This is a genomic window from Massilimicrobiota sp. mt181 (genome assembly GCF_055420065.1).
On sequence record NZ_JBVAYN010000008.1, the window covers coordinates 27,255 to 49,043 of the forward strand.

25 protein-coding genes are annotated in these 21,789 nt (G+C 33.3%); 20 read left to right on the top strand and 5 right to left on the bottom strand.

The genetic code is table 11. The features are described 5' to 3' along the window. Nucleotides 1-122: 122 nt before the first annotated feature. From ACZYT4_RS06125 to ACZYT4_RS06170, 10 genes are all read left to right on the top strand, one after another. Complete coding sequence (locus tag ACZYT4_RS06125) at nt 123-518, top strand: DUF1934 family protein (protein WP_463783575.1); 396 nt, start codon at nt 123-125, stop codon at nt 516-518. Next, entirely contained in the window at nt 515-2,020 is a 1,506-nt protein-coding gene (cls, locus tag ACZYT4_RS06130) for a cardiolipin synthase (RefSeq protein ID WP_463783577.1), read from the top strand. The genes ACZYT4_RS06125 and cls overlap by 4 nt, the downstream gene beginning before the upstream one ends. Before the next feature lie 68 nt (nt 2,021-2,088). Beyond that, the gene (gene argS / locus ACZYT4_RS06135) at nt 2,089-3,750 is read left to right on the top strand and encodes an arginine--tRNA ligase (protein WP_463783579.1); all 1,662 of its coding nucleotides are present in this window, start codon (nt 2,089-2,091) and stop codon (nt 3,748-3,750) included. 9 nt (nt 3,751-3,759) lie between these two features. Further along, complete coding sequence (rpoE, locus tag ACZYT4_RS06140) at nt 3,760-4,092, top strand: DNA-directed RNA polymerase subunit delta (RefSeq protein WP_463783580.1); 333 nt, start codon at nt 3,760-3,762, stop codon at nt 4,090-4,092. Between the two features lie 99 nt (nt 4,093-4,191). Next, complete coding sequence (locus ACZYT4_RS06145; RefSeq protein WP_463783582.1) at nt 4,192-4,920, top strand: alpha/beta fold hydrolase; 729 nt, start codon at nt 4,192-4,194, stop codon at nt 4,918-4,920. Next, nucleotides 4,883-5,635, top strand: coding sequence for a type I 3-dehydroquinate dehydratase (gene aroD, locus ACZYT4_RS06150; protein WP_463783584.1), 753 nt, complete (start codon nt 4,883-4,885; stop codon nt 5,633-5,635). Before ACZYT4_RS06145 ends, aroD begins: the two co-directional genes overlap by 38 nt. Further along, nucleotides 5,628-6,404 (top strand): HD domain-containing protein, encoded by a 777-nt coding sequence (locus ACZYT4_RS06155; RefSeq protein WP_463783586.1) that lies wholly within the window; start codon nt 5,628-5,630, stop codon nt 6,402-6,404. The genes aroD and ACZYT4_RS06155 overlap by 8 nt, the downstream gene beginning before the upstream one ends. Beyond that, on the top strand, nt 6,401-6,910 hold the full coding sequence (locus tag ACZYT4_RS06160; RefSeq protein WP_463783589.1) for a Gx transporter family protein: 510 nt from the start codon (nt 6,401-6,403) through the stop codon (nt 6,908-6,910). Before ACZYT4_RS06155 ends, ACZYT4_RS06160 begins: the two co-directional genes overlap by 4 nt. Nucleotides 6,911-6,951: 41 nt before the next feature. Beyond that, nucleotides 6,952-8,436, top strand: a complete 1,485-nt coding sequence (gene glpK / locus ACZYT4_RS06165; RefSeq protein ID WP_463783591.1) for a glycerol kinase GlpK — start codon at nt 6,952-6,954, stop codon at nt 8,434-8,436. A gap of 9 nt (nt 8,437-8,445) precedes the next feature. Then, the gene (locus ACZYT4_RS06170) at nt 8,446-8,916 is read left to right on the top strand and encodes an immunoglobulin-like domain-containing protein (protein ID WP_463783595.1); all 471 of its coding nucleotides are present in this window, start codon (nt 8,446-8,448) and stop codon (nt 8,914-8,916) included. A gap of 136 nt (nt 8,917-9,052) precedes the next feature. Here ACZYT4_RS06170 and ACZYT4_RS06175 read toward each other — a convergent pair whose 3' ends face one another. Then, nucleotides 9,053-9,457, bottom strand: a complete 405-nt coding sequence (locus ACZYT4_RS06175) for a pyridoxamine 5'-phosphate oxidase family protein (RefSeq protein ID WP_463783598.1) — start codon at nt 9,455-9,457, stop codon at nt 9,053-9,055. Nucleotides 9,458-9,577: 120 nt separating this feature from the next. On the opposite strand from ACZYT4_RS06175, the gene ACZYT4_RS06180 reads away from it, so the two are divergent. Beyond that, nucleotides 9,578-9,913 (top strand): winged helix-turn-helix transcriptional regulator, encoded by a 336-nt coding sequence (locus tag ACZYT4_RS06180; protein ID WP_463783602.1) that lies wholly within the window; start codon nt 9,578-9,580, stop codon nt 9,911-9,913. A gap of 35 nt (nt 9,914-9,948) precedes the next feature. Here the strand turns inward: ACZYT4_RS06180 and ACZYT4_RS06185 are convergent, their stop codons facing one another. From ACZYT4_RS06185 to ACZYT4_RS06195, 3 genes are all read right to left on the bottom strand, one after another. Next, nucleotides 9,949-11,697, bottom strand: coding sequence for a DUF2207 family protein (locus ACZYT4_RS06185; RefSeq protein ID WP_463783604.1), 1,749 nt, complete (start codon nt 11,695-11,697; stop codon nt 9,949-9,951). Nucleotide 11,698: 1 nt separating this feature from the next. Further along, on the bottom strand, nt 11,699-12,247 hold the full coding sequence (locus ACZYT4_RS06190) for a LemA family protein (RefSeq protein ID WP_463783606.1): 549 nt from the start codon (nt 12,245-12,247) through the stop codon (nt 11,699-11,701). A gap of 152 nt (nt 12,248-12,399) precedes the next feature. Next, nucleotides 12,400-13,755 carry an MATE family efflux transporter gene (locus ACZYT4_RS06195; protein WP_463783609.1) on the bottom strand — a complete coding sequence of 452 codons (1,356 nt, stop codon included), beginning with the start codon at nt 13,753-13,755 and terminating at the stop codon, nt 12,400-12,402. Between the two features lie 129 nt (nt 13,756-13,884). On the opposite strand from ACZYT4_RS06195, the gene ACZYT4_RS06200 reads away from it, so the two are divergent. From ACZYT4_RS06200 to ACZYT4_RS06220, 5 genes are all read left to right on the top strand, one after another. Then, a complete protein-coding gene (locus ACZYT4_RS06200; RefSeq protein ID WP_463783611.1) occupies nt 13,885-14,151 on the top strand; it encodes a DUF2624 family protein in 267 nt (88 codons plus the stop codon). 86 nt (nt 14,152-14,237) lie between these two features. After that, entirely contained in the window at nt 14,238-15,218 is a 981-nt protein-coding gene (locus ACZYT4_RS06205) for an asparaginase (RefSeq protein ID WP_463783614.1), read from the top strand. Next, complete coding sequence (locus ACZYT4_RS06210) at nt 15,208-16,083, top strand: DMT family transporter (protein WP_463783618.1); 876 nt, start codon at nt 15,208-15,210, stop codon at nt 16,081-16,083. The genes ACZYT4_RS06205 and ACZYT4_RS06210 overlap by 11 nt, the downstream gene beginning before the upstream one ends. Further along, complete coding sequence (locus tag ACZYT4_RS06215; RefSeq protein WP_463783620.1) at nt 16,084-16,638, top strand: uridine kinase family protein; 555 nt, start codon at nt 16,084-16,086, stop codon at nt 16,636-16,638. A gap of 32 nt (nt 16,639-16,670) precedes the next feature. Continuing rightward, nucleotides 16,671-17,087 carry a hypothetical protein gene (locus ACZYT4_RS06220; RefSeq protein ID WP_463783623.1) on the top strand — a complete coding sequence of 139 codons (417 nt, stop codon included), beginning with the start codon at nt 16,671-16,673 and terminating at the stop codon, nt 17,085-17,087. Here the strand turns inward: ACZYT4_RS06220 and ACZYT4_RS06225 are convergent. Next, the gene (locus tag ACZYT4_RS06225; protein ID WP_463783624.1) at nt 17,078-17,665 is read right to left on the bottom strand and encodes an ATP-dependent Clp protease proteolytic subunit; all 588 of its coding nucleotides are present in this window, start codon (nt 17,663-17,665) and stop codon (nt 17,078-17,080) included. The two genes, ACZYT4_RS06220 and ACZYT4_RS06225, sit on opposite strands and share 10 nt — an antisense overlap. 219 nt (nt 17,666-17,884) lie before the next feature. Between ACZYT4_RS06225 and gap the strand changes: the two genes are divergently transcribed. The 4 genes from gap to ACZYT4_RS06245 all read left to right on the top strand — a co-directional run bounded on the left by gap (nt 17,885) and on the right by ACZYT4_RS06245 (nt 21,773). Further along, nucleotides 17,885-18,901 carry a type I glyceraldehyde-3-phosphate dehydrogenase gene (gap, locus tag ACZYT4_RS06230; RefSeq protein ID WP_463783627.1) on the top strand — a complete coding sequence of 339 codons (1,017 nt, stop codon included), beginning with the start codon at nt 17,885-17,887 and terminating at the stop codon, nt 18,899-18,901. Between the two features lie 153 nt (nt 18,902-19,054). Continuing rightward, nucleotides 19,055-19,834, top strand: a complete 780-nt coding sequence (locus tag ACZYT4_RS06235) for a ZIP family metal transporter (protein WP_463783629.1) — start codon at nt 19,055-19,057, stop codon at nt 19,832-19,834. Nucleotides 19,835-19,877: 43 nt separating this feature from the next. After that, nucleotides 19,878-20,246 carry a metal-dependent transcriptional regulator gene (locus tag ACZYT4_RS06240; RefSeq protein ID WP_463783630.1) on the top strand — a complete coding sequence of 123 codons (369 nt, stop codon included), beginning with the start codon at nt 19,878-19,880 and terminating at the stop codon, nt 20,244-20,246. Nucleotides 20,247-20,336: 90 nt separating this feature from the next. Next, nucleotides 20,337-21,773 (top strand): S41 family peptidase, encoded by a 1,437-nt coding sequence (locus ACZYT4_RS06245; protein ID WP_463783632.1) that lies wholly within the window; start codon nt 20,337-20,339, stop codon nt 21,771-21,773. The last annotated feature ends 16 nt before the right edge of the window (nt 21,774-21,789 follow it).

A 21,789-nucleotide genomic window follows, 5' to 3' on the forward strand; every position in this document is an offset into this window, starting at 1 on the left:
ACCTTCTTTTTTCATTTTTGCCTAATGTTTTATAAATATTCAATGTTTTCGTGATTTCCAAGGCAGAAATAAAACATGGCTTTCTGAAATTGATTTTGTTATAATAAGAGCGGTGATTTTATATGTATCAAACAAAGAAAATTCATTATAAAGCTGTCTTTAAACAAGATGATGAACATCAGACAATTGAATATAAAGCCAAAGGTGTATGTCATTATGATGATCAAACAACCATTCAATTTCAAACACCTGAAGGAGCCATTCAAATTGCTTATGATCGTCAAGAAATTCATCTCCAGCATGGATCATCACTCCTGAGATTTCATAAAGAACATGAGCTTTGGAATCAATATCAATTGCCTTATGGTGAGGTCGCTTTAAAAACAAAATTGATTAAATTTGAAGCTAATGAACACAATATGAAAATGAAATATGAACTCCATGATCATCATGGTTTACTATCTACTGTTTATATTATGTTGTCAATGATGCCCTATCAGTTTGAGGAGGAGCTATGAAAATCTTAAAAATATTTCTGAATCGTATTTTTATTTTTAGCTTTTTAATATGTTTTCAAATCATTTTGCTGGTTTCCTTAGGAAGAGAACTCTTATCACTCTCTGCCTGGATTCATCCACTTATGAGAATTATCAGTTTTATTGTTGTCTTATGGCTGGTTAATAAAAATGAGAATCCTTCCTATAAGATTTCTTGGATTATTGTTGTATTGCTGTTCCCGTTATTTGGAGGCATGTTATATCTATTATTTGGTAATAAAAAGCCATCACGTAAGATTCGTCGTATTCTTCAGCCTGTCTTAGATGAAATGAGCCCATATAATTTATTAGAAAGTGATGCATCTTCAACTATTCCAGATGCCAGAAAAGATGGTATCACTTATCTTTCAGAATTAGGATATGGAACGTACTTAAGAACGCAATGTCGTTATTATTCACTAGGAGATTATTGTTATAGGGATTTATTAAAAGATATCAGAAATGCGAAAAAATATATTTTTATGGAATATTTTATTGTTTCTGAAGGATTAATGTTTGAGAGTATTTTAAAAATTCTTGCTCAAAAAGTACAAGAAGGTGTAGAAGTTCGTTTTATTTACGATGATGTTGGCAGCATCACGTCACTGCCTTATCGTTTTGAAAAGAAACTGGAAAAACTTGGCATTCAATGTGTTGTTTTTAATCCCTTTATTCCACTTGTCTCTGTTGCGATGAACCATCGAGATCATCGCAAGATTTGTATTATCGATGGTTATATTGGATATAGTGGTGGTTTTAATTTGGCAGATGAATATATCAATGCAAAAGTCCGTTTTGGTCATTGGAAGGATACAGGGATTCGTTTAGAAGGTGAAGGTGTCTGGAATCTGACAACAATGTTTTTATCAACATGGAATGCCTATAAACATCAAGATCATGATTATTGGGCATATCGTCCTCAAATTTTACCGCCGATTCAAGATGATGGCTATGTCGTGGCTTATGGAGATTCACCTGTTGATCATGAAGAAACGGGTGAAAACATGTATTTGAATATGATTCATCAGGCGCAAGAAGAAATTTTGATTATGACGCCTTATTTCATTATTGATGAAACAATGATGAAAGCTTTTTTATTAGCTAGACGCAAAGGGGTTCGCATTCAAATTTTAACACCAGGTATTCCAGATAAGCAAAATGTCTATCATGTTACACGATCTTATTATTATTCATTGATTAAGGAAGGTGTTGAATTTTACGAATACCAGCCAGGATTTTTACATGCCAAAATGGTTTTATGTGATCGCAGAATTGCGACAGTTGGAACAATCAATTTTGATTATCGCAGTCTTTATTTACATTTTGAATGTAATGTCTTAATGACTCAAAAATCAGTCATCGAAGATATTTATAAAGATTTCCAACAGACGCTTGTTTTATGCAGGAAAGTGACACAGGGACAGAGTCGTCGTTTTAGAGGAATTTATGAAGCTATTTTGCGATTATTTGCGCCATTATTGTAGAAAAAATGTTGACTATATCGTCAAATATGATATTGTATTAAAAGTATGAAAAGAACAAGGAGGGTACTATGGCTGTTAATAAAATAGAACTTTCATTAAAAAATGTTTTAAGAAAGGCAATCATCGATTTGGGGTTTGTAGAAGATTACCCAGTGGAACAGATTGTCATTGAAATTCCTAAGGATCAGGCACATGGTGATTATTCAACAAATATTGCGATGCAGCTGACAAAAGTCTTAAGAAGAAACCCACGTGAAATTGCCCAGGAAATTATTGAAGCATTAGATTTAGAAGCTGGTCATATCGAACATGTTGAAATGGCTGGACCAGGATTTATCAATTTATTTTTGAAAAAGGATGCGATGACTTCTATTATTAAAGAAGTTTTAAAAGAACAAGATCACTTTGGTCATTCTGATTTTGGTGGTGGCGTTAAATATAATATTGAATTCGTTTCTGCTAATCCAACAGGAGATCTTCATTTAGGTCACGCCAAAGGAGCAGCTGTTGGTGACAGTATTTGTCGTATTATGAAAGCTGCTGGCTATGATGTGACAAGTGAATATTATATTAATGATGCAGGTAATCAGATTACAAATTTGGCTTTATCTTTATATGCCAGATATCAGCAGGCTTTTGGAATAGAAGCTAAGTTACCTGAAGATGGTTATCATGGACCTGATATTATTCAAATCGCTGAAGATTTGAAAGCTGAGTTTGGAGACAAATACTTAAATGTTCCTAAACAGGAAGCGATTGCCTATTTTAGAAAAATCGGAACAGAACATGAATTACAGAAAATTAAAGATATCTTAAAAGAATTTAGAGTTGTTCATGATGTTTGGTTTAGTGAAACATCATTATATGAAAATAATAAGATTGAACCAACTATTCAAAAGTTAAAAGATCAGGGATATACTTATGAAAGTGAAGGTGCTTTATGGTTTAAATCTAGCGAATTTGGTGATGATAAAGACCGTGTGTTAATTAAAAGTGATGGAAGTTATACATATTTAACACCAGATATTGCATATCATTTAAATAAGCTGGATCGTGGTTATCAGTATTTAGTTGATTTGCTTGGGGCTGATCATCATGGATATATTCAACGTATGAAAGCAGCGATTCAGGCTTTAGGATATAATGCTGATCAGTTGAGCATTGATATTATGCAGATGGTACGTATGGTTGAAAATGGCGAAGTTGTCAAGATGAGTAAACGTACAGGAAATGCTGTCACAATTAAAGATTTAATCGAAGACATTGGTGTCGATGCAACACGTTATTTCTTTGTTTCTAAAGCAGCTAGCTCACCATTTGATTTTGACTTAGGTTTAGCAAAATCAAAATCAAATGATAATCCTGTTTATTATGCACAATATGCTCATGCTAGAATGTGTTCTATTGAAAGACAGGCACAGCAAGCTCATATTGATGTGGCTGATCATTTTGAATTGCTGGTTCATGAAAAAGAAATTGAACTAGTGAAACATATTAATGAGTTTAGAAATGAAGTGATTGAAAGTGCAAAATCAAGAGCACCACATAAAATCGCAAATTATATTCAAAAACTTGCGCAATTATTCCATTCGTTCTATAATGACTGTTATGTCATTGATGAAAGTCATTTAGACTTATCATCTCAGAGATTAGCATTGGTAAAAGCGGCACAGATTACTTTAAAGAATGCATTAAATTTAATTGGTGTTGAAGCGCCAGAGAAAATGTAGGAGGATATTATGATTGATTATAGACAAAGTTCAATGGTAGATGTTGCATTTGATTTAATGACAAAAAAGAAAAAACCAGTAGATTTTTATAAATTATGGCAGGAAGTTTCTGAAATCAAGGGATTTGATGAAGAACAAAAAGATGAAAACGAATCATTATTTTATACAAATATTACATTAGATGGACGTTTTATCACTGTAGGAGAAAATCGTTGGGATTTAAGAAGTCGTCATAAGTTTGATGAAGTGCATATTGATATGAATGATATCTATGCGGATGATGAAGATGATTCTTCAGAAGATGAAGCTGATGATGGTTTAGTAGAAGATGATTATAATTAATAATGGAGCTGAATCATAATTCAGCTTTTTTCATATATGCAGAAAGTATTTTACTCATGAATGAAAAATGATTATAATAGAAAAAGGTGAGTTGTGATCATGAAAGAAATCTATTATACAATCAAAGGAGAAGGTTTCCCAGTTTTTCTATTACATGGGAATGGGGAAGACCATCATATTTTTGATAAAGCAGTGAATATTTTAGCTGAAGATTATCAATGTATCTGTGTGGATTCACGTTATCATGGGAAAAGTGTTCATCAAGGTGAACTGTCTTATTCGCAGATGCAAAAAGATGTCATGAAAATTGCTGATGATCTTGAACTTGAAGCTTATGATGTTATTGGTTTTAGTGATGGTGCGATTGTTGCTTTATTGCTTGGGATGAATGATTCGCGTTTGAAACATATTGTGAGTTTGAGTGCGAATACACAGCCCTGTTATATAAAACCTCTTTATCGTTTGACTTTTTATTTACAAGCATTATGTTTATTGATTTTTTCTATCTATCAATCTAAAGCTAGACTATCTTTTCGTTTGTATAAACTGATGTTAACACAACCTCATATTGCATACGAACAACTCCAAGAAATCAAAATACCGGTTCTTGTTTTAGCTGGTGAATTTGATATGATTAAAGAAATAGATACACTAAAGATTGGAGAATCACTGCCTTATGGTATCGTAAAGATTATCAAACATGGCAATCATTTTTTATTGAGAGATTCTTTTTTGGAAACAATGCAGGAAATAACATTGTTTTTAAAAGCTTGTCATCAGGAGGAACAATATGAAAATATGTCAAATAGGACAATTGAAGATAGGTGAAGGCAAACCAAAAATTTGTTTACCAATCGTAGAAAAAACAACAGAAAATATTTTAAAACGTATTCAATCTTATGAAAAGTATACATATGACGTGATAGAATTGCGTATTGATTTCTATGAAAATATTCATGATAAAAAACAGGTCCTTAATCTTCTTCAACAAATCAAAAAACAGACCAATCGTCCTTTGTTGTTGACATATCGTTCTTTAAGAGAAGGAGGACAGCTACAACTTGAAGACCATGAATACATCAAATTGATTGAAACAGCCTGTCAAAGTCATAGTGTGGATATGGTTGATATTGAATTGATGAGTGGAAATGTTTTGGTCTGTCAGTTAGTCAAAATAGCTCATCAAAATGATGTTAAGGTGATCATGTCTTATCATGATTTTGATCAGACACCGGATGTTCATGAAATGAAAAAGCATTTGGAATGCATGGAGATTTTAGGTGCTGATATTGGCAAAATTGCAGTTATGCCCCATCGTTATAAAGATGTTGTACGTCTATTAGAAGTGACTATGGAAATGTCACAAAGATTAAATATACCATTAGTGACAATGTCCATGGGAGAAATGGGAAAGATTTCACGTATATCAGGAGAATTAACAGGTTCTGCTATGACTTTTGCAAGTGGTGGTCTTTCATCTGCGCCAGGACAGATACCCGTTGAGCAGATGAACATGTTATTGGAGGCGATTCATTATGATTGATTTATTAAAAGCTCAAAAAGCCTTTCAGAAATATATCAGTCACTATGACATGGATATTCCTTCCATTCGCCTTAAAGTTATTCATACATATAAAGTCATGGAATGTAGTGAATATTTATGTCAACAACTTCATCTTTCAAAAGAAGATACAGCTTTGGCATCACTGATTGCTTTATTGCATGATATTGGACGTTTTGAACAATGGATGAGATTTCAAAGCTTTGCAGATTATAAAACAATTGATCATGCTTTATTTTCCAGTCAGTTATTATTTCAAGATGGATTGATTAGAGAATTTATTGACGATGATTGTTATGATATGATTATTCAACATGCGATTGAACAGCATAATCGTTATCAAATTGAAGAAGGCTTTGATGAAAGAACGCTACTTTTTATTCATTTGATTAGAGATGCTGATAAATTAGATAATTTTAGAGTTAAGGAAGAAGAAAAAATAGAGAACATTCTTTATGTGTCTCTTGAAGAAGTGAATCAGGAGAATATTTCACCTGAAATCTATCAGCAGTTTTCACACCAGGAGCTGATTTATGCACCTTATCGAAAAACACATATTGATATGTGGCTATCTTATATTGCTTTTATTTTTGATTTGCATTTTATAGAAAGTATTCAATATATTCAAAAATATCATTGGGTAGAACGTTCTTTTGATCGTTTACATCCAATTCAATTGGACGTTTATCAACAATACCAGACATTAAGACAGATAGCCTTAGATTATATTGAGAAAAGAGGTCAGTTATGAGTCATCAAAAAACAAGAAAAATGGTCTATTTGGCACTTTTAAGTGCTATTGCCATTGTTTTACATATGGTTGAATCCATGATACCAGTGCCATTACCGACTGGAGCCAAATTAGGATTGGCCAATATTATTTCTTTGGTTGTGATTCAATTGTATGGGATTAAGGAGATGTTTATTGTCAATATCTTTAGAGTTTTGGTTTCTAATCTTTTAATGGGAACATTTATGAGTAATGGATTCTTTATCAGCTGTGGTGGTGTCTTTGTCAGCAGTTTGGCTTTATCACTCATTTATCGTTTTACTCATTTGCCAATGGTTTCAACATCTATTATTGCAGCCATTTTTCATAATATTGGACAAGTTGCAGTGGTTGCCTTTATGATGTCAGCTCAAATTATTATGCTTTATGTTTTTCCATTGCTTATTACATCCATTCCAACAGGTATTTTAACGGGGTTGATTGCGATTGAAATTTTAAAAAGAGTCAAGAAGGAACAGTTTCAATAATTGTTCCTTTTTTGATATAATAGAAAAAAGGAGATGGACATATGGAAGAATTTGTTTTGGCTATTGATCAGGGCACAACAAGTACCCGTGCAATCTTGTTTGATCAGAAAGGAAAGTTAAGGTATATCGAACAAAGAGAATTTCAACAGTATTTTCCCCATTCTGGTTGGGTAGAACATGACGCTATAGAAATCTGGAATTCTGTTGTTGAGGTTGTTCAATCATTATTTACTATTCATAATATTCGCTCTTGTCAAATTAAGGCTATTGGCATTACTAATCAAAGAGAAACAACAGTTGTCTGGGATAAGACAACAGGAGAGCCAATTTATCATGCTATTGTCTGGCAGTCTCGACAATCAAAGGACATTTGTGATGATTTGATTGAACAAGGTTATAGTTCTATGATTCAAAAAAAGACAGGACTATTAATTAATCCTTATTTTAGTGCCAGCAAAATCAGATGGATTTTAGATCATGCGGAATACGAAAATAAGGAAAATTTATTATTTGGAACGATTGATACATGGCTGATATGGAAATTAACAGGTGGAAAAGTCCATGCGACTGATTATACGAATGCTTCAAGAACATTGCTTTATAATATTCATGACTTAAAATGGGACAAAGATTTATTAGCATTATTTGATATTCCTGAAAGCATGTTACCTGAAGTCAAGGAGTCTTCATGTGTTTATGGTTATAGTGATGAAACATTGCTCAGTGGATTGCATTTTAGAGCACCTATTTGTGGTGTGGCTGGTGATCAGCAGGCTTCACTTTTTGGTCATGCCTGCTATGAAGTTGGCGATATAAAAAACACTTATGGAACAGGGTGCTTCTTATTAATGAATACGGGTGAACATCCAGTTTCTTCAGAAAATGGTTTACTCACAACCATTGCCTGGGGTATCAATGGGAAAGTGACTTATGCCTTAGAAGGTTCTGTTTTTGTAGGTGGAAGTGTCATGCAATGGTTAAGAGATGGTCTGCAGTTATTTTCACATGTTAAAGAGACAGCGGATATGGCGAAAACTTTAAAAGATAATGAAGGTGTCTATCTGATTCCAGCTTTTGTAGGCTTAGGAACACCTTATTGGGATGATGATGTCAGAGGCACAATCTTTGGATTGACACGTGGCACATCAAGGCATCACCTGGTACGTGCGGCTTTAGAGTCTATTGCTTATCAGAGTCGTGATGTTATTGAGGTGATGAAAAAAGAAGCTGATATGTCTTTAAATAGTTTATCAGTAGATGGTGGGGCGACAACCAATGAATTTTTAATGCAGTTTCAAAGTGATATCTTAAATATTGATATTTTGCAGCCATCTGTCAAAGAAACAACAGCTTTAGGAGCAGCTTATTTAGCTGGTTTGGCGATAGGTTTTTATAAGAGTCAGCATGATATTAAAGAGTATCATCAGATTTCTCGTGTTTATCATCCTGCAATGGATCAAAAGCAGGCTTCATATTATTATCAGCAGTGGCAAAAAGCAATTACAGCAACACGTGTATTTAAATAGGAGGTTTTTATGAAAATCAAAAGAATGGTGGCTTTGACTTTATTAACATGTTTATTAATGGGATGTCAGCAAGCCAATGAAACAGCCAAAGATCATCAGACAACTGTTGAGTTGATTCAGACTGATGATAGCTGGGGAATTGTTTTATCAGCAACAGATATAAGCAATACAGGTTTAACATTAGTTTGTAGTCAAAATGGTGGAGAAATCACAGGAGAGCTTCAAACAGGTGAAAAATACTGGCTTGAAGAAAAAGTAGATGGACAATGGCAGGAACTTTCAATACCTGAAAAACCTGTCTGGCAAGACGAAGCTTATACCATTGAAACACAGAATTTAACACAGTGGGATATTCAATGGACTAATCTTTATGGGACATTATCACAAGGAGAATATCGCATTGGTAAAGAAATACAAGATTTTCGTGGTGGTAGTGACTATGATGAAAAAGCTTATTATGCCGAGTTTGTGATTGAATAAAATGAGTATAAAAAGATAGATTGATGAAATAAAGGTTTTGTCATTACAGATTTTGATATCTTTTAATCTAAGATAAGAAAAACGTAGCTCATATTTCATTTTTAACTGTGAAATAGAACTACGTTTTTTATTAAAATTAAAAATGATATTCTTCAGTGAGTCCAGTCTTTGTTCTCCATTGAACTGTTGCATTTTCTAAATGGAAAATACATAGTTTATAACCTGTTTGTTCATTATAGATTTTCTGCATTGCTGGAGCTTGAGAAAGAACCATATTTGCGATAGTATCATCTTCTTCAAAAACAGCATCACCATAATATCTTAGAAAATCTTCTCCATTACAAGCACAGATTTCTATATGAGAATTTGCTTTTAATTGTTTATAGACATCTTTAAAAGAACCTACACCAAAATATAATTTTTCATTTAAAAATAAATGAAAAGCTAATGGACGACATTTTGGTCTATCACCATCTATTGTCGCAACTGTAAAAAAATCAACTTGTTTTAAATAATCTTCAATTTTTTGTAATTTGTTCATTTGTATAACCTCCTCTTTACTCTCTTTGAACAATATGATAATATCATTGTAGTATATAAAATAAAAGTACGATATTTTTATATACTAAGTATATAAAAGGATACTATGGAGGGATGAACTATGCAAGATGAAAGATTTGGAAAGTGTCCATATTTTACTGCACAATCAGTTTTACAGGGAAAATGGTCTATTCTCATTATGCATTATCTGAGTGAAGACACTATTCGTTTTAATCAGTTGTTAAAACTGATGCCACATATGACACATGCGACTTTATCAAAGCAACTAAAGAAAATGGAAAAAGATGGGTTGATTATTCGTAAGGAATTTCCTCAGGTCCCACCAAAGGTTGAATACAGTTTAAGTGATATTGGAAAGAAATTTTTACCAGTATTAGATAGTTTAGAAGAGTGGGGAAAAGAATATATTCAATATATGAATGAACCGAAAATATAAAAAACATGACTTCATTTCAAAGTCATGTTTTCATTTTAGCGGACACCGCCTCCGCCACCACCGGAGAAGCCACCTCCGCCGCCTCCAAATGATGATGAACCGCCACCACCACTTGCAGCTATAGAAGCTTCATGTGAAGCTTTCATACTATTGTGTGAGAACATATAAACCATATGCATTGTATAGATTGTATCTAGCTGTGATTGTTCATTGAAGTTTGGACATAATCTTCCTAATTGTTCCTGAACTTTATCAGCTATCTGTAAAATGGAAGCAAAAATAAGATATTCTTCCCATAACTTGACTTCAATGACTTCTTTTTCATCAATTAGACTCATTTCCTCTAAGAAGTTTTTTAAGCCTATAATATGTTCCATTTCTTCTCTAATAGATGCATCATAAGTATCTGTACTATGAGAGAATCTGATTTTTAAAAATGATGTATATGTTGTTTCTAATGTTAATAAATGCTGCTCTCTTAGCTCATTTTCAACATATTCATCAATGCTTTCAAACCATTCATCAATTTTTTCGTAATTCTTTTTGCACCATGATTCAAACTCATCTGTTTCTAATAATTGATTTGAACCAGCTGCCTGTTTAAAAAATTGGAATAATTTTTTCTCTAATGGATGTGTAATAGGAATATCTTTATCAAGCTCTACTGAATAGCCTTCTTTTTTAAAGAAGAGGAATTGTTTAACTTCTTCTTTTTGAAATTCAATATAGTTTTCTTTAATCCATCTTAATAGAATAGCAGCTATGAGACCATCACGATCTTGATTGCTAATCAACCCTATTTTTTTAGCATAATAATAGAATTGAAATAAATCTTTATGACAAGGAATATCTCTAAACATTGGTGGTTGTTTATTCAATGGAATATGATCATTAAACTGGAATGCAACACGTCCCTTTGTATAAGCAACGATTAAAACGATGACAACAACACCAATCAATCCTATAACCCCAAAAACAACAGCGATAATCAACGCGGTATTATCTTTGTACATAAAAGATTGATAATAATCTCCCTGGTCATAAAATTCTTCTTCGTATTCACTGCCATCTATGGCATCTTCCAATATCTTTTCAAAAGATTGATCATTGGGATGTGCATTAGAAAATGTTTCATTATCAATCTGCATTAATAATTGCATCTTGGCACCTTCTGGTACTGCACTTTGTGTTTCCATAATGACATCACCATTATCAAAGTAGACAACACCCTGATATCCAAAGGCCCAGATTTTTGCATTGTTTTTATTGAAATCATGTGATGATGAAAGCGTAATCTTAACATGTTGAGGCTCTAATTCCATTTCTGAAAAGAAAGCATAGTTAAATCCTTGTGTGTCTTGATATTGTTGAACAAAATTGGCTATATCATATTCAAAGGTGTAAGTTCTACGACCATATTCACCAATTCCAAAACAAAGTTCATAACGATCACCATCTTGAATGATTCCACATTTTCCATCTTTGTCTTCTTTATCCCAATCAACATCCCATTGACCAACATTTTTGTAACGATGACCTTGATCATCTACAACGCTGAAATTCGATATATGAGAATCTCCCATATTATCAAAAACTTTATAAATTTCTGTTCCCTCATCAATATCTATATCCCAGATTTCCTGTACATGTGCACTTCCATCATTATTTAAAGTCGCCTGAATCGAGATATCCTTTAAATTGGCATCAGCGCCATAAACACAAATAGATAATGATGGTATAAGAATGAACAATAAAGAAAATATCAGACATATTTTCTTCTTCATATTAAAATTTCACCTCAGGAATGTCTTTATCATTTTCATTGATTTCAAAATAATCAAATCTTTCAAAATGGAATAGACTAGCAATAAGACTAGAAGGGAACATCTCTAACTTATTTGTATAACTATAAACGGAATCATTATAGAATTGTCTAGCAAAACTGATTTTATCTTCCGTTTGTGTCAATTCATTTTGTAAACTGACAAAGTTTGCATTGGCCTTTAAATCAGGATAGGCTTCACTAATGGCCATAATTTTATTTAAAGCCTGTGTCAACTCTCCAGCTGCTTCCATCTGTTCACTTGGAATAGAAGCATTCATATATGTGTTTCTGGCTTCCATGACACTGTCCAAAGTTTCCTTTTCGTGTTTAGCATAACCTTTGACAGTTTCAACTAAATTAGGAATCAAATCAGCACGTCTTTTTAAGACAACATCAATTTGTGCCCAATTTGTTTTGACTTTATTTTTTTCTCTCACTAAGGCATTATATGAGACAATGACATATAACACTAAAACAATAATGAGAACACCTACTATTATTAATATCATAATCTTTTCCTCCTATATCAACATTATATACTATTCTTCTATGAAAATTGTGAATTTTTTAATAATTATTTGATAATGATAAAGATGATCTGATATGAACATATTTCAATTGTTTTGAAAGAATATAAAAACAAGGAAATAATCAGTTGATATTATTTCCCTGTTTCAGAGATATCGATTTTTTTGAATGCCCAGTTTTCTTTTTTGAATCCATAAATAATGCCAATAGTATCTGCTAAGAACCAGCCAATAGGAATAGCCCACCAAATGGCCACTGTTCCAAAGACTGGCGCAAAGAGATAGGCCAAAACGACTCTTGTTCCTAAAGACGCAATTGTTAAAACAACAGAAATACCAGGTTTTCCAACACCGCGATAATAACCATAAAGTAAAAATAAGCATCCAATACCTACATAGCACATTCCCTCAATTTGTAAATATTCGACACCTTGACGAATGATTTCAACTTCTTCAGGATGAATGAAGATCAGCATGAGTGATGGCGCAAAAATATAGACAACAAGAGAAATGAAAATACAGAAAATTCCAGAAATCAAGATAGCTGATTTGAGACCTTTATGAATACGTTCTGGTAAGTTGGCACCTTGGTTTTGAGCAATAAAAGTAGAAAAGGCATTACCAAAATCCTGTACAGGCATATAAGCAAAAGAATCAATCTTAACTGCTGCGGCAAAGGCTGACATGGTGATGACACCAAAGCTGTTGACTAAGCCTTGAATCATTAGGATGCCAAAATTCATGACAGACTGCTGGATACATGTTAATAATGAATAATCTTTGATTTTTTTGATGATATCTTTATCAAAACGACAATGTTCTGGTTGTGGTAAAAGATCTTTTTGTTTGATAAAAACATAAATCATGATACCAAAACCACTCATCGCCTGAGCTATAATCGTTGCCAGTGCAGCACCACTGACTCCCATATGAAATGCGACAATCAAATAAATATCTAAAAACACATTCACAACTGTTGCGACAGCTAAAAAATAGAGTGGGACTTTAGAGTTTCCTAGAGCGCGAAGCAATGAGGCAAAATAGTTATATAAAAATGTAAAAAAGAACCCAATAAAGATAATAAATAAGTAATCATAACTTTGTTGATAGATATCTTGAGGGATATTCATAAAATGTAAAATGGGATGAATACAGACAAGGCATAAAATTTCTAAGACAATCGCAAAAATCATAATACCAATAAAGGAAACAAAGAAAGATGTTTTCATTTTATCAATCTGATGTCCACCATAATACATGGAAAATAAAATGCCACTTCCCATACATAAACCTAAAATAATGGATGTTAAAAATGTCATTAAGGTAAAAGAAGAACCAACAGCTGCTAAGGCATTGGAACCTAAGAATTGTCCGACGATCAGTGTATCAGCCACATTATAAAATTGTTGGAGCATATTACCTATAATCATAGGTAATGCAAAGAAAATCAGGGATTTTGTGATAGACCCCTGGGTTAATTGATGATCCATAAAAATTCCTCCTTTTTCTATGATAGGAAGAAAAGAGTGTATTGTCAATATAAGAGCAGATATTCAACATAATTGAAAAAGACACTCATATAATAAAGATAAGAAAAAATGAAATTAAGGAGGTCAAAAATGTTGAATGTTTATTATATGAATCATCGTTTACAACAAATTACAATGCAAACTTTCCAGCGCATCTGCCAAAAGAATCAGATTATCATGCAGGAAGGTGACTTGAAAATTATTTTGCATATTATTAAAGATAATCCTTATCCATTATTTGATAACGAATTTGCGCCTGTTTTACTTAATGAGATTTCTCGAAGAACCAGTAAGGAAGTGTGTAATCAGTTTAAACCTATTTTAGAGAATAACTGTCTGATTCAGGAAATTGTCTAGACCATTGAAAAATGGTCTTATTTTTATTGTGGTGAAGAAAGGAAAATGATAGAATGTCTCTAGTGTGATTGAGGAGAGTGAAAATTGTGAAAACGATAGCTATAGTTGCAACGGGAGGAACGATAGCAGGAACAGGACAGACTGGAAAAGCTGTGTCCTATCATGCTGGGGAGATTGATGTCAAAGACATTATTCGTTCTATCCCAATGCTTCAGGAAATTGCTCATATTCGAGAATATCAGCTGATGAATATTGACAGCAATGAAATGTCACCACAGCGATGGCTGGTTTTATCTAATTATATAAATCAGATTTTACAGGATGATGAAATTGATGGTGTTGTTGTGACCCATGGAACAGATACTTTAGACGAAACAGCTTATTTTTTAAATTTAACATTACATACAAGTAAACCTGTGGTCATGACGGGGGCTATGCGTCCTGCCACAGCAACCAGTGCTGATGGACCTTATAATTTGTATCAGGCAGTCTGTCTGGCTGCGCATGATGATGCTGTTGGACAAGGGGTTATGTGTCTGTTTTCAAGTACCATCTATTCTGGACGAGATATTCAGAAGGTTAATAATTTTAAAATTGATGCTTTTGAGCAGAAATCATTTGGTTGTTTAGGATATATGCAAGATCATGAAGTCTATTTCTTTTCTAAAACATTTAAAATCCATACGATTAATTCTTTGTTTTCCAAACAGACGTTATATGATTTACCAGCTGTAGGTATTGCTTATTTTTATGCGGGAGCCAGCTGTGAAATTCTTTATGCACTTGCTCAAAATCATCAGGGTATTATTCTGACGGGGTCAGGGAGTGGTAATTATAGTCAGGAATGGCTACAAACGATTGAAGATTTAACAAAACAAGGTATTGTCTTTGTCAGATGTTCTCGTGTTGCCCAGGGTATTGTTTTTGATGATGATATTTTTGATCCCCATCATTGTTGTATACCAGGAAATACTTTAACACCACAAAAAGCGAGAGTTTTATTAATGTTGGCTTTAGAATATACACATGATCATCAGAAGTTGAGGGAAATTTTTAATGAGTACTAAACAAAGAGGGATGATCTTTACAGTTATTGCGACTGTTATTTTTGGTATTACGCCAGCTATTGGAAAACTGACTTATGCGATGGGTAATAATGGAATTCAATTGGCTTTTTTAAGACATCTATTTGTTTTGCCTTTATTTCTGTTTATTGTTCTTTATCAGGGAAAGTCTTTAAAACTGACACGTATACAAATGAGAGATGTTTTTAAAGTTGGCTTCTTTGGGAATACGTTAACGATTGTGATGTTATATTCTTCCTATGAATATATCGGTGTTGGCAGTGCGACAGTTTTACATTTTTTATATCCGCTTTTTGTCTGTTTGATGAATTTTTTGTTATATCAACAAAAATTAAATCGTCAACAGATTTTATGTCTGATTTTAGCTATTGTAGGTATAACGTTTTTTATTGATGCATCTGCTTCATCATTAACGGGAATTGTTCTGGCAGTGCTGTCAGGTGTCTTTTTTGCCTATTATATGGTAGGTATGGATCATTCTTCTATCCGCTATATCAGTCCTTATGTTTTTAATTTTTATTTGGTTTTGATGAATAGTATTGTTATTTTTCTTTTGGCAGCAATCATGGGAAGACTTTCTGTGATGAGTGCTGGAGGTTATCTGTTATCAGCTATTGTCGCTGTGTTGACATCTTTGATTGGTGTTATTTTACTACAAAAGGGGATTTATTGTCTAGGTGCTTCTCTCACGGCCATTTTATCAACTTTAGAGCCTATCACAAGTCTGATATTTGGTGTCATCTGGTTAGGAGAAAGTTTAACTCTTTATAAAATAATTGGGAGTTTACTGGTCTTGTTATCAACATTTATTTTAGTGAAAAGTCAAAATCAAAAAGGAGATGGTTAAATGGAACGTGATGAATGGATTGAAAAACTGAGTCAAAAGCCTTCATTTCTTTTGGCTATTGATGGCATGTGTGGAAGTGGTAAGAGTACCTTGGCTTCGACTTTGCATCAAGAGCTGGGTGGACATCTTTTTCATATGGATGACTTCTTTTTACCACCAGAATTACGTACGCCTCAGAGATTGTCTGAGCCTGGAGGTAATGTTCATTATGAACGCTTTTTAGAAACAGTTTTAAAACCTTTAGTTTCTCAGCAAACAGTTCACTATCAACGTTTTGATTGTCAGACAATGACACTTCAAAAGGCTATTGACATACCTTATCATCCTTTTAATATTATTGAAGGCAGTTATGCTCTGCATCCTGCTTTACAGGAGTATTATAGTGATGTGATTGTCTTAAAAATATCACCATCACTACAAAAAGAACGCTTAATGAAACGTAATCCTGAAAAGATAGATGATTTTTTGGGGCGATGGATTCCAATGGAAAATCAATATTTTGAAGCTTTTGATATTTTTGAAAAATATCCTGTTTATGAAATCGAACATATCTGATGAAATCATTCATATAATATATGGGTGATAGAATGATTTTAACAGAAGAAGAAGTGCAGATAGCGCTAGAGTTTGTTTTACTACCTGTTTTAAAAAAATATGATGTTTCAGTTGAAGAATTTCATTTAAAAATTGTTCAAAATAAAATTGTGCTGGCATCAGTGCTCAATTACAATCAATATCATGTTGATTTATCATGTCAGTTTCAGCTTCAATATATGAATCGTACTTTGATTGTTGAACATCTTGAAGGAAAAGTAGAATATTTATTTTTACAATTTCCAATCATGAGTTTTTTAAAATCTTTCATTAAAGATTCTCATGTTCAATGGGGACAGGATCAAATTAAATACGCTATTGATTTACCGATTTCGCATTTTGATATAAAAGAAGGCTATCTTGAAGTGAATATGAAAAAAAACAATCAAGGATCATCAATTCATCCTTGATTGTTTTTTAAAACTTCATCAATCAGACCATAATTTAGAGCATCATAGGCACTCATAAAATAATCACGATCAGTATCCTTCTTAATCTTTCTTAAGGGCTGATCTGTCATATGGGATAAAAGACGGTTGAGTTTTTCTTTTTGTTTGAGAATATGACGACTCGAAATTTCAATGTCACTGGCTTGCCCCTGTATCCCGCCTAAAGGCTGATGAATCATGATTTCACTATTTTCCAGTGCATATCGTTTTCCTTTTTGACCGGCAGCCAATAAAAAAGCGCCCATGCTGGCAGAAAGCCCAATGCTGATGGTAGAAACATCGCATTTGACAAAATTCATGGTATCAAAAATGGCAAGGCCAGCAGAAACACTGCCTCCAGGAGAGTTGATGTACATATCAATATCAGCATGTGCATCTAGTGATTCTAAGTATAATAGCTGACTGACTATGGAACTGGCCATTTCATCATTGATCTCTCCACATAGCATAATGATACGATCTTCCAACAGTCTGGAAAAAATATCATAGGCATATTCTTTTGAATTTCTTTTTAAAATGACAGTGGGTATAAAATGCATAAAGTTACCTCCATAATTCATTATAGAGAGATTTCAAAGAAATATTCACTGAAAAAAATTTTTGATTTATGTTAATAAATGGTTAAGAATTCCAGAAATAAGAAATGTAATCTCTTCCATGTGAAAAAATTTATATAAACGGCTTAACTTTTATTGATTTATTTGAGTTTGTGGACTATAATATAGACATAAATTATTAGTAAGGAGGATGTCATAAAAATGGCAGTAAAAGTAGCAATTAACGGTTTTGGACGTATTGGACGTCTAGCATTTAGACAAATGTTTGGAGCTGAAGGATATGAAGTTGTTGCAATCAACGACTTAACAGATCCTAAAATGTTAGCACACTTATTAAAATATGATTCAGCTCAAGGTAAATATGCTTTAGCTGATACAGTAGAAGCTAAAGAATCTTCAATCGTAGTAGATGGAAAAGAAATCGAAATCTACAAAGAAGCAGATGCTTCTAAATTACCTTGGGGAGAATTAGGAGTAGATGTAGTCTTAGAATGTACAGGTTTCTATACTTCTAAAGCAAAATCTCAAGCTCATATTGATGCAGGAGCTAAAAAAGTTGTTATTTCTGCACCAGCTGGAAATGATTTACCAACTGTTGTATTCGGAGTAAACGAAGGAACATTATCTGCTGATGATACAATCATTTCAGCTGCATCTTGTACAACTAACTGTTTAGCACCTATGGCTAATGCATTAAACAAATTAGCACCAATCAAATCTGGTATCATGTTAACAGTACATGCTTATACTGGTGACCAAATGGTATTAGATGGACCTCATAGAAAAGGTGACTTAAGAAGAGCACGTGCTGCTGCAGTAAATATCGTGCCTAACTCAACTGGAGCTGCTAAAGCTATCGGTTTAGTTATCCCTGAATTAAATGGAAAATTAATCGGTTCTGCTCAACGTGTACCTGTTCCTACAGGATCTACAACTATCTTAACTTCAGTTGTTGAAGGTGAAGTTACTGTAGAACAAGTTAACGCAGCTATGAAAGCAGCTGTAACTCCATCATTTGGATACACTGAAGAACAATTAGTATCTTCAGATATTATCGGAATGACTTATGGTTCATTATTTGATGCAACTCAAACTATGGTTAAAGCATTAGATAACGGAACTACTGAAGTTCAAACTGTTGCTTGGTATGACAACGAAAATTCTTATACTTCTAACATGGTTAGAACTATTAAATATTTCGCTGAATTAACTAAATAATTTAGAAAAGAGCCTCTGGGAATACATTGTATTCCCGGCTTTTTTTATGCTTTAAAATTCATTTTTGTGGTTTTATGAGTTTTTTTATCATATTTTTTGAAAGATGGAAAGATATATAGTAAGATAGGGCATAAAGAAAAGAGGTGTGATAAAATGAATACATCTGTTTGGATTGGAATTTTGATTCCTTTTTTAGGAACAATGTTAGGTTCAGCCTGTGTTTTCTTTATGCGTCAAAAAATGGATGGACGTGTCCAGAAAATATTACTGGGGTTTGCATCAGGAGTGATGATTGCGGCTTCAGTCTGGTCACTTTTGATTCCTGCAATAGATATGTCTGAAAATTTAGGGAAATTATCATTTATGCCAGCAGCAGTTGGATTTTTATTAGGAATTTTCTTTCTTTTGTTTTTAGATCGTACAATTCCTCATATGCATCTTGATCATCAAGTTGAGGGAAGAAAATCACATTTACAGCGTACGACAATGTTAATTTTAGCAGTCACAATGCATAACTTTCCTGAGGGAATGGCTGTAGGTGTTGTGTTTGCTGGAGCATTGATGGGAAATACGGATGTTTCATTGGCTGGAGCAGTCGCTTTGTCTTTAGGAATTGCAATTCAAAATTTTCCTGAAGGGGCGATTATTTCAATGCCACTCAAAAGTGAAGGTGTTTCCAAGACAAAAGCCTTTATGTATGGAACATTATCAGGAATTGTTGAACCTATCGGAGCCTTGCTGACATTGTTATTATCTCAGTTTATGATTCCCCTTTTGCCATATCTGTTATCTTTTGCGGCAGGAGCTATGGCTTATGTTGTGGTGGAAGAATTGATTCCTGAAGGATCTCAGGGTGATCATACAAATATTGCCACAATTGGTTTTGCGATTGGTTTTGTATTAATGATGATTTTAGATGTAGCATTAGGCTAATAAAATGTGATATAATGATATTAATTGATATGAGGTGACAAAAATGGACTTACACGAATCAGGTGAAATGTATTTAGAGACAATTTTAATTTTGAAAAATAAAAATGAATATGTTCGTTCCATTGATATTGCACATACAATGGATTTTTCGAAACCTAGTGTTTCTCGCGCAATTAAATTATTAAAGGAATCTCATTTAATTGTTGTAGATGATAAAGGATATATTGACTTTACAGATGAAGGACGTCGTATTGCTGAAAAAGTATATAATCGTCATCAGATTTTGACTGCTTTTCTCATTTCTATTGGTGTGAGTGAAAAACAGGCTGAGGAAGATGCATGTCGTATTGAACATATTATTAGTGATGAAACTCAACAATGTATTCAAGATTTTTTAAAAAAGCAGTCTTAGGATTGCTTTTCTTTATTTGATGTCAAATAAATGGACTTGTGAGTTAAAAATGATTGTCATCTATGATAGAATAAAAAACGAGGTGTGTTTATGGACGATTTTCAATTTGAACAAGAACAGAAAAAGAAAAGAAAATTAAAAAAAGGACCTGCTTATATTCTTTTATGTGTATTTTGCCTTGTTGTTGGTGGTGTAGGAGGATATTTCATCCGTGGTTTCCAGCTTCCGGGTTATATGGGCAGTGATAGTAATGTGTATAATGAGATTGCGCAAATCATTGAAAGTGATTTTCTTGATACCAGCGAAAGTCAGGAGTCTCTTCAACAGCGTATGTTAAGAGGTATGGTAGCAGCTCTAGGTGATCCTTATTCTTCTTATTTATCAGTTGAAGAATCTCAAGAACTGGCTACAACGATTAATGGGGCTTTTGATGGTATTGGAGTGACTTTTACTATGGTTGAAGATGGTGCCATCGTTTTAGATGTTTATCAGGATACACCAGCACAAAAAGCGGGATTGCTTAATGGTGATGTGATTACACATGTAGAAGGAACATCGGTTGCTGGCTATACAGCTGATAAGGTAAAAGAAGTGATTCAGGGAGAAAGTCAGAGTCAGGTGACTTTACGTATTTTAAGAGATGGAAAGAGTCGGGAAATTACAGCAACAAGAGGAAGTGTAGATACTTCTGTGGCTTTTTCGATTCAAAAAATTAATCAACAAAATGTAGGTTATTTACGTATTGTGACATTTGGTGAAAATATTCATGAAGTGATTGAAAAGCATTTACAGACAATGAAAGAACAGAATATTCAAAATATTATTATTGATTTAAGAGGGAATGGTGGTGGATATCTAAATGCTGCCCAACAGATTTTAGATTTATTTGTACCTCAAGGACAAGTTCTTTTCTCACTGCAGGATAAAGATGGCAATACACAAGAATATAAGGCAACAAACAGGGAAAAATATACTTTTGAACATGGTTATATTTTTGTGGATAATCAGACGGCCAGTGCATCTGAAGTTTTGAGTGCATCTTTAAAAGATAATTTAGGTTATCAGCTAGTTGGAGAAACGACTTATGGAAAAGGAGTAGCACAAACACAGGTGACACTTTCCAATTCATCTGTTTTAAAATATACTGATGAAAAGTGGTTAACACCCCATGGAACATGGATCAATGGGACAGGGTTAGAACCTGATTACACAATAGAGGATACTGATATTGGAGATTTCCATATGGGGGAAATGAAAGAATCTTATCAATATGATCAGGTTGATGATAATATTCAATATATGCAGGAGATGTTGAAAGAATTGGGATATCAGATTGACCGTGTGGATGGATATTTTTCTCAGCAGACAACTCAGGCATTAGAGACTTTTGAAAAGGATTATGGATTAACAGTTGATGGCATCTATTCAAAAGATGATCGTCTTATTCTTTTAAGTGCCTTAACTTATCATTTGTATCAGGAAAAAGAAGATGCTTATATACAAAAAATAACTGAATTTATTCAATAAAGTGGGGTGAAAAACA